Genomic DNA, 11,901 nt, shown 5'->3' with positions numbered 1-11,901 from the left:
GCTAAGTCCTCCGCCGGTACGCGGTGGGGCTCGATCCAGTGTGCAGACGGAAGCGCGTCGAGAAGTACAGCGGATCGGCGTACCCGACGGCAGTGGCGACTGAGGCGACTGAGCGGCTCGTGAGTTCCAGTAGGCGGGCGGCGGCGTCGAGGCGGCGGCGTTCGACGAACTGCTGCGGGCCCACGCCGAGCTGCTCGCGGAACAGGTGCGCGAACCGGGAGACGGAGAGATTGACCGCGCGGGCCAGCCGCGGGACGTCCAGCGTCGCGGTCAGGTCCTGGTCGATCAGCTCGATCGCCCGCAACAGCCGGTCGTCGATCTGGACCGCCTTCGGGTTCTGCGTGTCGCACCAGAGCAGCGCGGCCTCGAGCGAGTTCGCGCTCAGCTGCTCGGCCTGCGGGAGCACGCTGTGCTGGTGGCGTACGGCGTCGCGCAGGTGCTCGGTGATGCGATCGAAAGTGGGCCTGGCCGGATGCAGTTGAACGATGCCCGGAGCAACTTCCGGCCAGTCCAGCAGTGGCAGCCAGTCCGGTTTCGGGTTCACATGCGCGTACAGGAACTGCCAGCGGTCACCGACCGTGGCGTAGTCGTGCAGAACGCCCGGACGGGTCAGCGTGACGCTGCCGGGCGGCGCGGGGATCTGACCGAATCTTCCCTGTCCGGCGAGCGTGTGAACGAGCAGCCAGTCGGTCGTACCGCGGTGCCGATAGGTCGCGTACTCAGGCCCTTCGTCGAACTCACCGGTCACCAGCCGGCGTACGGCCGGGTGTGGCGACTCAGCAGGATATCGAAGGTTCACAGCTCGATAGACTATCGTTCGCCGGCCGCGGTACGCCGCATCCTGAAGGCATGACAGTTGTCGACGTTTACCAGCAGGACGGCATCGTCCAGGTTCCCCAGCTGCTCGATCCGGCCGAGGTCGAGCGGGTCCGGACCGTCTTCATGGAGCAGGTCGCGGTGGACCATTCGCTCGCGATCGACGACGGCGTACCCGACGACGATCCGCTGGCCAAGTACCCGCGGTTCGTACACCCGCACCGGCGGACCGACACCGACGCCGGGAAGGTCGCGCTGGAGCTGATGCTCGACAGCCGGATCCTCGATGTCGTCCAGGCCCTGATCGGGCCCGCGCTCGGGGCCCAGTCGATGTTCTACTTCAAGCCGCCGGGCGCCCGCGGCCAGGCGCTGCACCAGGACAACACGTTCCTGCGCGCCGATCCCGAGACCTGCCTGGCGGCGTGGATCGCCGTCGACGACGTGGACGCGGACAACGGCGGGCTCGCGGTCGTACCCGGCTCGCACCGCACCGACCTGCTCTGCCCGGAGCCGGCCGACCTGACTGAGTCCTTCACCAACGCGGAGGTCCCGGTACCGGCCGGCCTGAGCCGGGTGCAGACCAAGATGAAGGCCGGCGACGTGCTGTTCTTCCACGGCAGCGTCGTCCACGGCTCCCGCCCGAACACCACCGCGGACCGCTTCCGCCGCGCCCTGATCTTCCACTACATCCCCGAGGACAGCGTCGAGATCGCCGCCTTCTACAACCCCCTGATCCGCCCCGACCGCCGCGAAACCGTCCTCCCCGAAGCCATCGGCGGCGGCCCCTGCGGCGACTACGCACAAATGGAGCCGTAACCACCGGCAGCCGAAGGCTCGCGTCAGCGACCCCGGGGCTCGTGGCCCGGCGTCCCCCGGACCTGCGACTCATTGCCCGGCACCGGGCGGGTGCGCCCGCCGTCCGGGCCTGGCGCCTGACCAGTGCTGCCGGGGCTGTTCGGGTTCGGTTGGCGCGGGATGCTGGTCGGGACGAGCAGCCCCGAATTGGTCATCCGGTGCAGCTCCATCAGGCGGCGATCAAGCCGGTTCTCCTGCCCCCGGTTCAGGGTTTGCGGCGCCGGCCGGGCACTGTGCAACCGCATCGCGGTCTCGACCACGTGCCGCACCGGAGGTTCCAGATCGGTGCGGTTGAGCAGCGGCGTGGCGGTGCTGAGGAAGTACTCGTTCTCGGCGGGCGTCGGTGGGCGGTCGCGTTCGTCGAGGATCGTCTGCCGGGCACCGTGCGGTGGCGGCATCAGGCCGAGGTCGTCGCGATGGTTCTCGTACAGCACGTTGCCGTCGCGGTCGACCACGTAGATGTCGTCGAACTTGGCGAAGATCTCGGCCGCGTGTGCCGCGTCGGGCATCCCGGCGAAGGCGTTGTCATGAAGTTGCTTCGCCAGCCACCGCCCGAACCCGACCGTGTCCTTCGACCGCTGATACCGGTCCGCCATCCCGAGCAGGCTGTTGGCCTCGTTGGTGGCGATGAACACGGCCGCCATCCGGTACCCGTGCGGGCGGAAGCCGTCCACCCAGAAGTCGGTGGCCGCTTCCGACTGCAGCGGACTGCTGGCGATCACGTCGCACTGCTGGGCCCGAAGATTGTCCAGCAGGTGGTCGCGCAGGTCCTCCGGCAGGCTCTGCGCGATCACGAGATTGCCGCCGAGCCCGTTCGCGCGCATGTTCGCGTCGAAGCGTGGATGCGCCGGCGGATCGTCGTCGCGGTCGTACACCGCCACCCGGTCGCTGCCCAGCGCGGCCTGGATCAGCTCCTGGATGGTCGACTTGCCGGCCGCCGGCTGACCGCCGATCACGAGCAGGAACGGGCGCTGCCCGGGCAGCCGGATCGGCACCACCCGTGGGGTGATCTGGCTGAGCCGCCGGTTACGGACCGCCGCCTCCTCGGCCAGGGTCAGGGCTGGATCGTGGCCTGTTCCGGAGCTTCGGCCCGAAGGTCCGGCGCTCATCGGTCCAGCTCGGCGCGCAGTTCGGCCAGCAGGTCCGGGTAGCGGCGGATCACCTCGGCTCGCTCGAACGCGGTCATCGAGTCCCGGCGCCGGAACTCGCCGTCGTAGAACGCGAGCCGCGCCGCCAGCGCCTCATCGTCCCGGTCCCCGGCGCCCTCGGCGTCCGGATTCGTCACTTCGCGGCCGGCGGCCCGGCTGACCAGACTGTTGTAGCAGGAGGCAACGGCCTGGATCAGGTCGCGGACCTGTTCCCGCTCGATCCGTTCCTCGGCGCTCAGCGGCGCGAGTGCCCGCCCACCGAGCGCCGCCGTGATGTGCTTGCGCCCCTCCGCGTCACCAGGCAACGCCGCTCCCTCCCAATGTTACTGAGTGAGCAGCAAAACCTACCTGGATCAGGCGTAGTCGCGGAAGCCTCTGCTGGTCTTGCGACCCAGGTAGCCGGCGGTGACGAGATGCTCGAGGAGCGGCGCGGGCGCGAAACCGGGCTCGCGGAACTCCAGGTACAGGGTGCGCTGGATCGCGAGCGACACGTCCAGCCCGACCACGTCCAGCAGCTCGAACGGACCCATCGGCAGCCGGCAACCGAGCTTCATCGCGGCGTCGATGTCGTCGACCCCGGCGTAGTGCGCCTCCAGCATCCGGACCGCGTCGTTCAGGTACGGGAACAGCAGCGCGTTCACGATGAACCCGGCCCGGTCCCCGCACCGTACCGGATGCTTGCCTGCGGCAACTGCCACGGCAGCGGCGGTGTCCGCGACGTCCGGCGCGGTGGCGACCGTACTGACCACCTCGACCAGCTGCATCACCGGCGCCGGGTTGAAGAAGTGCAGCCCGATCACGTCGGCCGGCCGCTTCGTCGCCATCGCCAGGTCGATCACCGGCAACGACGAAGTGGTCGTGGCCAGAATCGCGCCCGGCTTGCAGATCTCGTCGAAGCTCTCGAACAGCGCCTGCTTGACGCTCAGCTCCTCGACCACGGCCTCGATCACCAGGTCGACGGAGGCAAGATCGTCCAGTTTGGCCGTACCGGTCACGCGGCGCAGCGCGGCGTCCCGCTCCTCGCTGGACAGCTTGCCGCGCTGTACGCCCTTCTCCAGCGAGCGCTCCAGCGTGGCCCGGACCCGATCCACCTTCTCGGTGCCGCGGGCAACGTACAGCACGTCGTACCCGGCCTTCGCGCACACCTCGACGATGCCGACCGCCATCGTCCCGGAGCCGACCACGCCGACCTGCTTGACCGGGCGTACGGCCGGCGCCTCGGCCGGTACCGACGGCGTGTTCTCGTCGTCCACCACGACCGGCGAATCCGGCGCTTCGTACGTGTAGAAGCCGCGACCGGTCTTCCGCCCGAGCAGCCCCGCGGTGACCATCTGCTTGAGGATCGGCGCCGGCGCGTGCAACCGGTTCCGGCCCTGCTTGTACATCGTGTCCAGGATCTCGTACGTCGTGTCCAGCCCGATCAGGTCGAGCAACGCCAACGGACCCATCGGGTACCCACAGCCGAGCCGCATCGCCGCGTCGACGTCCTCGCGGGTGGCGTACCGGGACTCGACCATCGACACCGCGTGGTTCAGGTACCCGAAGAGCAGCGCGTTCGCGATGAACCCGGCCCGGTCGGCGGCCACCACCGGTACCTTGTCGAGCCGGCGCGCCAGCGCCTGGACGTCGTCGACCACGTCCGGCTCGGTGACGACGGTCTTGATCACCTCGACGAACTCCTGCACCGGAGCCGGGTTGAAGAAGTGCATGCCGACCACGCGCCGCGGCCGCTGCGTGGCGACCGAGATCTCGGTCACCGACAACGACGACGTGTTCGTGGCCAGGATCGCGTCCGCGCGGACGATCTTGTCCAGCGCGCCGAAGATCTCGCGCTTCAGCTCGAGCCGCTCGACCACCGCCTCGATCACCAGGTCGCAGTCCGCGAGCGCCTCCATCGAGGTCGCGAACGTGACCCGGCCGAACAGCGCGTCCTGGTCCTCGACCGACAGCTTGCCGCGCTTCACCGCCCGGTCGGTCGAGTGCTGGATGTGTCCGCGGCCGCGGGCCACGGCTTCCTCGTCCCGCTCGACGCCGACCACGGTCAGCCCGTGCCGCGCGAACACCTCGGCGATCCCGGCGCCCATCGTGCCGAGACCCACCACACCCACCGTCGTCAGTTCCCGAGCCATGCTCGCACTATGCCAGTCCGGGCGGTGGTCCGCCCATGAGCTGTGTCACCGCCGAGGCCAACCTCACACCCATCAACCACGGACCGCCAGTACCTGGAACCAGGTACCGCGGCTGCCGTCCGCCCGGGTCAGGTGGTCGACCCGCCAGCCGGTCTCGGCGAGCAGCGCGCGCAGCGGCTCCTCCTGCCACAGAACGAAGTGCCGCGGCAGGTCCAGGACGCGGTTCGACCACTCCTCGCCGGTGCCCTCGCGGGTCGTGAACGCCAGGATCGGCGCCGCCCGCACGGCCTTCTTCAGTACGCCGGCCAGCTGCGCGCGATCGAAATGCAGGAAGACCGCGCTCGCGTACACGGCCGCGTACGGACCGCCCAACTCGTCCGCGAGTGCGTCCAGCCGATCCGCGGCCTGACCATCGGCGTGCATCATGTCGACGAACGACGCGGCGGCATCGGTACGTCGTACCTGTAGACCACGCCGCTCCAGTTCGAGTGCGCCGGCGCCGGTGCCGCTGCCGAGCTCGAGCACCCGCGCGCCCGCGCCGGCCCGTTCGGCGAGCAGGTCCATCAGGTGCGCGAGCGCCGGGCTCGGCTGCTTCGGGATCGAGTCGCGGAACTTGGTCGCCGCCTGCTCGTACGAGGCGAGGGTCAGCTCGTTGTCGGTGGGTACGCGGCTCCAGCCGTCGCCGGTGTGTTCGACGGTGGCGGGGAGTTTGAGGCCGAGATCCAGCCCGAGCACCACCACCGTCTCGCCGCGGTGCAGGTCAGCGATCGCCTGCAGCTCGGCGTCGGGCCGCTGGGTCAGCTCGGGTACGACGGTCAGCTTGACGCCGAGCACGTCCGCCAGCCGCGATCCCGCCGCCGCCTCGAACGGCCCGGCGTACACCTGCGCGACCCGCTCACCGATCGTCGCGTCCTGGATGTCACCGGGCAGCAGCAGAATCCGGGCCGGGCACATCAGGTTCATGGCGCCACGTACTCCAAGGCGGCCTCCGCGTACTCGGGCCAGACGCCGGACTCCGCGAGCGGGATCACTACCCACTCCTTCATCTGCCTGCCCATCCCCGGGTCGAACAACTCCGCGCCGGGCAGCGCGAGCGCCCGCGCCCGCGGCTCCGGTGGCAGCTTGAACGTCATCGCGTCACCGAACATCCCGGCGAGCATCTTCCGGCCGATCTTCAGGCACGGCATCCCCATCATCGAGCCGCGCACCACCCCGGCGGCCGCCAGCCCGGCCGCGACCAGGTCGTACTCGGCGATCGCCGCCTCGCTCACCTTCGGCATCATGATCACCACCCTGCCACCTCACCCCGGCCGGGCGACATAGGTTCCGGCCACGATGTGCACTACGGTGCTTTCTCGTGCGCTTGGTCATTGCTACGTGTTCTGTCGACTATTCGGGGCGGCTGACGGCTCATCTGCCGATGGCGCCGAGGCTGCTGATGGTGAAGGCGGACGGGTCGGTCCTGATCCACGCCGACGGCGGGTCGTACAAACCGCTGAACTGGATGTCGCCGCCGTGCAAACTCACCGAGGAGGACGGCGTCTGGAGCGTCACCAACAAGGCCGGTGAGGAGCTGCGGATCACGCTCCAGGAGGTGCACGGCGACACCGTGTACGAGTTGGGTACGGACCCTGGTCTGATCAAGGACGGGGTCGAGGCGCACCTGCAGGAGCTGCTCGCGGAGCACGTACACACGTTCGGCGACGGCTGGACGCTGGTACGCCGTGAGTACCCGACCGCGATCGGGCCGGTCGACCTGCTGCTGCGTGATGCCGACGGCAAGCATGTCGCGGTGGAGATCAAGCGCCGCGGCGAGATCGACGGCGTCGAGCAGCTGACCCGGTACGTGGAACTGCTCAACCGCGACCCGCTGCTGGCGCCGGTCCGCGGGATCTTCGCGGCGCAGCTGATCAAGCCGCAGGCACAGTTCCTGGCCACGGATCGCGGGCTGGAGTGCCTGACCGTGGACTACGACGCGCTCCGCGGGATGGAGTCGGACGTCCTGCGCCTGTTCTAAGAAGTACTGGGGCTGTTCTAAACGGCCGTTCAACTCCTGACAAAGCAGGGAATTTGCCCGATTTCGGGCAGATCCTTTGTCTTGGACCGCTGGAACCTGCAGAGTTGACGGGTGATCAGTGAGGCAGCGGCCGTCGAGCCGGTGGACGAACTGGCCGAGCAGGTCAGCCGGACGACCGGCCTGTCGGCGGACGTGTCGCGACGCGTGGTCGCCGACGTCCTTGCCTATTTCACCGAGACGACCGAGGAGTACGTCCGGCGCCGGCACCGTGAGCTGCAGACCTACGGCGCCCGCAACGACGAGATCTTCGCCCGGCTCGGCACCGAGCTCCGGCACTGGCCGGTCCGCTCGCCCGAACTCTCCGCCCGGCAGCTACGACGGATCGTCTACGGCTGACCTCCACAACCTTCCGAAAGGCACCATTACATGTGCGGAATCGTCGGGTACGTCGGCCCCAAGCCGGCCGCGCCCATCCTGGTGGACGGACTGGCCCGCCTCGAGTACCGGGGCTACGACTCGGCGGGCGTCGCGGTTCTCGGCGCCAGCGAGCTCAAGGTGCACAAGGACGCCGGCCGGGTCCGTGAGCTGGAAGCCTCGCTGCCGAAGCGGTTCGGCGGCAAGCTCGGCATCGGCCACACCCGCTGGGCCACCCACGGCGGTCCGAGCAAGGACAACGCGCACCCGCACATGAGCGGCAACGAGCGGATCGCGGTCGTCCACAACGGCATCTTCGACAACGCCGGCGCGCTGCGTTCGCAGCTCGAGGAGTCCGGCGTGAAGCTCCGCTCGGACACCGACACCGAGGTGCTCGCGCACCTGATCGAGCAGGCCGCCGGCGACACCCTCGAGGAGAAGGTGCTGGCCAGCCTGCGCCGGATCGACGGCACGTACGGGATCGCGGTGATCGATCTGGAGTTCCCGGACCGGATCGTCGTCGCCCGCAACGGCAGCCCGCTGATCCTCGGCATCGGTGACGGCGAGATGCACGTCGCGTCGGACGCGGCCGCGCTGATCCGGTACACCCGTCAGGTCGTGTACCTGGACGACGGCGAGCTGGCCACCGTACGCGCCGACGGGTATCGCACCTTCACCCAGGACGCGTCGCCGACCACCAAGACCGCGAAGACGGTCGAGTGGGAGGCCGACGAGTACGAGCGCGGCCTGCACGAGCACTTCATGATGAAGGAGATCCACGAGCAGCCGGACGCCGTCGGCCGGGCCATCCGCGGCCGGCTGGACGAACGCTTCCACACCGTGCACCTCGGCGGCCTGAACATGGACGCCCGTGAGGCGCGGGAGATCAAGCGGGTCAAGATCCTCGGCTGCGGCTCGGCGTACTACGCGGGCCAGATGGGCGCGCAGTTCATCGAGGAAGTGGCCCGGATTCCCGCCGACGCCGAGCCGGCGTCGGAGTTCCGGTACCGCAACCCGGTGGTCGAGCGGGACACGCTGTACGTGGCGGTGTCGCAGTCCGGCGAAACCCTCGACACGCTGGTCGCGGTACAGGAGCTGAAGCGCAAGGGCGGCCGGGTGATCGGCCTGGTGAACGCGGTCGGCTCCAGCATCGCCCGCGAGGTCGACGGCGGCGTGTACCTGCACGCCGGACCGGAGGTTTCGGTCGCGTCCACCAAGGCGCTGACCAACATGGCGGTCGGGTTCGCGATGCTCGGCATCCACCTCGGCCGGATCCGGGACGTCTCCCCCGCCGACGGCCGGCGGCTGATCGACGGCCTGAAGAAGCTGCCCGAGGACATCGCCGCGATCGTCGCCCAGGAAGAGGAACTGGCCAAGATCGCCGGCCGGCTCGCCCAGCACGAGTCGCTCTTCTTCGTTGGCCGTACCCGCGGTTACCCGGTGGCGCGGGAGGGCGCGCAGAAGCTGAAGGAGATCTCGTACCGGCACGCGGAGGCGTACCAGACGTCCGAGCTGAAGCACGGTCCGCTGGCGCTGATCTCGCCGGACGTACCGAGCGTGGCGATCGTGCCGGACGACGAACTGCTGGACCGCAACATCGGCGCGCTGCACGAGATCGGCGCGCGGTCCGGGCCGCTGTACGTGGTCACGCACCGGGGCGTGGACGTCCCGGACGGCGTCGCGGCCAAGATCGTGGTCCCGAAGAACGAAGCCGAACTGGACCCGATCCTGCTGACCATCCCGCTGCAGATCATCGCGTACTACGCGGCCGTCGCTCTCGGCCACGACGTCGACAAGCCCCGCAACCTGGCCAAGTCGGTAACCGTCGAGTAGAGCCCTGTCGCCCCCGCCTTCGAACAGGAGTGGATATCCACTCCTGTTGGGGGGCGGAGTCCACCGGTCGAAGCAACGCCTGATGGAGGGTGTTGTGTATGCCGATGAGGTATCCGTACGGAGTGCGGGATGAGTTTTTCGCGCTGGTGGGTGGTGGGTGGTCGGTGCAGTCAGCGGCGTCGGCGGTCGGCGTGTCGTGGGATACGGGTTCGTTGTGGTGGCGAACATCGGGGCTTGTGGAGCCATCGTTGCGGCAGAACAGAGCTGGTGGGTTGCCGGGCAGCGTGCCGGCAGCAGTCCCGGGTGGGGTCGCGGGTGGGGTCGCGGGGACGCGAGCTCGGCGGCCGTTGACCAGTGAGGACCGGGCGGTGATCGCTGTGCTGTTACGGCAGGGGTTGTCGTATGCCGGGATCGGTGAGGCGATCGGGCGGGACAAGTCGGTGATCTGGCGTGAGGTGGCCCGCAATCGCGGCCGGGACGGGTCCTATTGGGCGCCGGTGGCTCACCGTGCCGCTCATGAGCGGCGGCGCCGGCCCAAGGAGTTCAAGCTGGCCGCCGATCCGGGGCTGTGCGCCCGGATCACCGGCTGGATGGACACCGGCTGGTCCCCGGGCCTGATCGCGGCAGTACTGCGCCGTGATCACCCCGGCGACAGCGCGCAGGAGAGGATGGCTCGTGTGTCGCACGAAACCATCTACCAAGCGCTGTATGTGCAGACCCGCGGCCAGCTGCGACAAGACCTGCACCGGCAGTTGAGCCTGCGCCGCACGGCCCGCAAACCCCGCGGCGGCGACCATCGCCAGGCCCGAAACCCGTACCGGGAAGCGTTCACGATCAGTCAACGCCCCGCCGAGGCCACCGACCGTGCCGTGCCCGGACATTGGGAAGGCGACCTGATCATCGGCACCGGCAACCGCTCCGCGGTCGGCACGCTCGTCGAGCGCACCACCCGGTTCACCATCTTGCTGCACCTGCCCGGCCAGCACGACGCCGACACCGTGGCCGAGACCATGATCACCCAGATGCGCACCCTGCCCGACCACCTGCGCCGCTCCCTGACCTGGGACCGCGGACGCGAACTAGCCGCCTACCGGCGCATCCAGCTCGATCTGAACATGCCTGTCTACTTCTGCGACCCCCACTCCCCCTGGCAACGCGGCACCAACGAGAACACCAACCGGCTCCTGCGGTTCTGGCTCACCAAAGGCACAGACCTGTCCACCCACACCGCCGCCAGCCTCGACCAGATCGCCACCACCCTCAACCAACGACCCCGCCCTACACTCAACCTCAAAACCCCAGCCCAAGCACTGGCCGAACTACTCGTTGCTTAGACCACTGGACCCCGCCGGGGTTCTCCACCCGTGTACCGGTGGAGAACCCCGGCGGGGTCCAGTGGTCGAAGCAACGCCTGATGGAAGGTGTTGTGTATGCCGATGAGGTATCCGTACGGAGTGCGGGATGAGTTTTTCGCGCTGGTGGGTGGTGGGTGGTCGGTGCAGTCAGCGGCGTCGGCGGTCGGCGTGTCGTGGGATACGGGTTCGTTGTGGTGGCGAACATCGGGGCTTGTGGAGCCATCGTTGCGGCAGAACAGAGCTGGTGGGTTGCCGGGCAGCGTGCCAGCAGCAGTCCCGGGTGGGGTCGCGGGGACGCGAGCTCGGCGGCCGTTGACCAGTGAGGACCGGGCGGTGATCGCTGTGCTGTTACGGCAGGGGTTGTCGTATGCCGGGATCGGTGAGGCGATCGGGCGGGACAAGTCGGTGATCTGGCGTGAGGTGGCCCGCAATCGCGGCCGGGACGGGTCCTATTGGGCGCCGGTGGCTCACCGTGCCGCTCATGAGCGGCGGCGCCGGCCCAAGGAGTTCAAGCTGGCCGCCGATCCGGGGCTGTGCGCCCGGATCACCGGCTGGATGGACACCGGCTGGTCCCCGGGCCTGATCGCGGCAGTACTGCGCCGTGATCACCCCGGCGACAGCGCGCAGGAGAGGATGGCTCGTGTGTCGCACGAAACCATCTACCAAGCGCTGTATGTGCAGACCCGCGGCCAGCTGCGACAAGACCTGCACCGGCAGTTGAGCCTGCGCCGCACGGCCCGCAAACCCCGCGGCGGCGACCATCGCCAGGCCCGAAACCCGTACCGGGAAGCGTTCACGATCAGTCAACGCCCCGCCGAGGCCACCGACCGTGCCGTGCCCGGACATTGGGAAGGCGACCTGATCATCGGCACCGGCAACCGCTCCGCGGTCGGCACACTCGTCGAGCGCACCACCCGGTTCACCATCTTGCTGCACCTGCCCGGCCAGCACGACGCCGACACCGTGGCCGAGACCATGATCACCCAGATGCGCACCCTGCCCGACCACCTGCGCCGCTCCCTGACCTGGGACCGCGGACGCGAACTAGCCGCCTACCGGCGCATCCAGCTCGATCTGAACATGCCTGTCTACTTCTGCGACCCCCACTCCCCCTGGCAACGCGGCACCAACGAGAACACCAACCGGCTCCTGCGGTTCTGGCTCACCAAAGGCACAGACCTGTCCACCCACACCGCCGCCAGCCTCGACCAGATCGCCACCACCCTCAACCAACGACCCCGCCCTACACTCAACCTCAAAACCCCAGCCCAAGCACTGGCCGAACTACTCGTTGCTTAGACCACTGGACCCCGCCCCCCAACACGGATGGAGAA

12 protein-coding genes are annotated in these 11,901 nt (G+C 69.0%); 6 read left to right on the top strand and 6 right to left on the bottom strand.

The features are described from left to right. Window position 1 precedes the first annotated feature (1 nt). Complete coding sequence (locus HDA44_RS00895) at window positions 2-799, bottom strand: helix-turn-helix domain-containing protein (protein WP_184830493.1); 798 nt, start codon at window positions 797-799, stop codon at window positions 2-4. 50 nt (window positions 800-849) lie between these two features. Here HDA44_RS00895 and HDA44_RS00890 point away from each other — a divergent pair, with 50 nt between their 5' ends. After that, a complete protein-coding gene (locus HDA44_RS00890) occupies window positions 850-1,632 on the top strand; it encodes a phytanoyl-CoA dioxygenase family protein (RefSeq protein WP_184830492.1) in 783 nt (260 codons plus the stop codon). A gap of 23 nt (window positions 1,633-1,655) precedes the next feature. Here HDA44_RS00890 and HDA44_RS00885 read toward each other — a convergent pair whose 3' ends face one another. The 5 genes from HDA44_RS00885 to HDA44_RS00865 form a co-directional block, all read right to left on the bottom strand. Beyond that, a complete protein-coding gene (locus HDA44_RS00885) occupies window positions 1,656-2,780 on the bottom strand; it encodes a zeta toxin family protein (protein WP_184830491.1) in 1,125 nt (374 codons plus the stop codon). Continuing rightward, window positions 2,777-3,124: a hypothetical protein gene (locus tag HDA44_RS00880; protein WP_184830490.1), complete on the bottom strand. Its 348-nt coding sequence runs from the start codon at window positions 3,122-3,124 to the stop codon at window positions 2,777-2,779. The genes HDA44_RS00885 and HDA44_RS00880 overlap by 4 nt, the downstream gene beginning before the upstream one ends. Window positions 3,125-3,172: 48 nt before the next feature. Next, window positions 3,173-4,948, bottom strand: a complete 1,776-nt coding sequence (locus HDA44_RS00875) for a 3-hydroxyacyl-CoA dehydrogenase family protein (RefSeq protein WP_184830489.1) — start codon at window positions 4,946-4,948, stop codon at window positions 3,173-3,175. 72 nt (window positions 4,949-5,020) lie between these two features. Further along, window positions 5,021-5,911, bottom strand: coding sequence for a class I SAM-dependent methyltransferase (locus tag HDA44_RS00870; protein ID WP_184830488.1), 891 nt, complete (start codon window positions 5,909-5,911; stop codon window positions 5,021-5,023). Further along, the gene (locus HDA44_RS00865) at window positions 5,908-6,231 is read right to left on the bottom strand and encodes a hypothetical protein (RefSeq protein ID WP_184830487.1); all 324 of its coding nucleotides are present in this window, start codon (window positions 6,229-6,231) and stop codon (window positions 5,908-5,910) included. Before HDA44_RS00865 ends, HDA44_RS00870 begins: the two co-directional genes overlap by 4 nt. Before the next feature lie 74 nt (window positions 6,232-6,305). Between HDA44_RS00865 and nucS the strand changes: the two genes are divergently transcribed. The 5 genes from nucS (at window position 6,306) to HDA44_RS00840 (ending at window position 11,866) form a co-directional block, all read left to right on the top strand. Then, entirely contained in the window at window positions 6,306-6,965 is a 660-nt protein-coding gene (nucS, locus tag HDA44_RS00860; protein ID WP_184830486.1) for an endonuclease NucS, read from the top strand. A 111-nt stretch (window positions 6,966-7,076) separates the two neighbouring features. Next, window positions 7,077-7,361, top strand: a complete 285-nt coding sequence (locus HDA44_RS00855) for a hypothetical protein (RefSeq protein WP_425553346.1) — start codon at window positions 7,077-7,079, stop codon at window positions 7,359-7,361. A 30-nt stretch (window positions 7,362-7,391) separates the two neighbouring features. Further along, window positions 7,392-9,212 carry a glutamine--fructose-6-phosphate transaminase (isomerizing) gene (gene glmS, locus HDA44_RS00850; RefSeq protein ID WP_184830485.1) on the top strand — a complete coding sequence of 607 codons (1,821 nt, stop codon included), beginning with the start codon at window positions 7,392-7,394 and terminating at the stop codon, window positions 9,210-9,212. Between the two features lie 98 nt (window positions 9,213-9,310). Further along, window positions 9,311-10,546 carry an IS30 family transposase gene (locus HDA44_RS00845; RefSeq protein ID WP_184830484.1) on the top strand — a complete coding sequence of 412 codons (1,236 nt, stop codon included), beginning with the start codon at window positions 9,311-9,313 and terminating at the stop codon, window positions 10,544-10,546. 96 nt (window positions 10,547-10,642) lie between these two features. After that, window positions 10,643-11,866: an IS30 family transposase gene (locus HDA44_RS00840; RefSeq protein ID WP_184830367.1), complete on the top strand. Its 1,224-nt coding sequence runs from the start codon at window positions 10,643-10,645 to the stop codon at window positions 11,864-11,866. Window positions 11,867-11,901: the final 35 nt, after the last annotated feature.

It is taken from the genome of Kribbella solani, assembly GCF_014205295.1.
Taxonomy (GTDB): domain Bacteria; phylum Actinomycetota; class Actinomycetes; order Propionibacteriales; family Kribbellaceae; genus Kribbella; species Kribbella solani.
The sequence above is the reverse complement of the archived record's forward strand: the minus strand, read 5'-3'. Positions and strand labels throughout refer to the sequence as shown.

What these genes read in the sequence shown, in the direction of transcription:
- HDA44_RS00890 (WP_184830492.1), top strand. Translation starts at nt 850, where the DNA reads ATGACAGTTGTCGACGTTTACCAGCAGGACGGCATCGTCCAGGTTCCC.
- HDA44_RS00885 (WP_184830491.1), bottom strand. Translation starts at nt 2,780, where the DNA reads ATGAGCGCCGGACCTTCGGGCCGAAGCTCCGGAACAGGCCACGATCCA.
- HDA44_RS00875 (WP_184830489.1), bottom strand. Translation starts at nt 4,948, where the DNA reads ATGGCTCGGGAACTGACGACGGTGGGTGTGGTGGGTCTCGGCACGATG.
- HDA44_RS00870 (WP_184830488.1), bottom strand. Translation starts at nt 5,911, where the DNA reads ATGAACCTGATGTGCCCGGCCCGGATTCTGCTGCTGCCCGGTGACATC.
- HDA44_RS00865 (WP_184830487.1), bottom strand. Translation starts at nt 6,231, where the DNA reads ATGATGCCGAAGGTGAGCGAGGCGGCGATCGCCGAGTACGACCTGGTC.
- glmS (WP_184830485.1), top strand. Translation starts at nt 7,392, where the DNA reads ATGTGCGGAATCGTCGGGTACGTCGGCCCCAAGCCGGCCGCGCCCATC.
- HDA44_RS00845 (WP_184830484.1), top strand. Translation starts at nt 9,311, where the DNA reads ATGCCGATGAGGTATCCGTACGGAGTGCGGGATGAGTTTTTCGCGCTG.
- HDA44_RS00840 (WP_184830367.1), top strand. Translation starts at nt 10,643, where the DNA reads ATGCCGATGAGGTATCCGTACGGAGTGCGGGATGAGTTTTTCGCGCTG.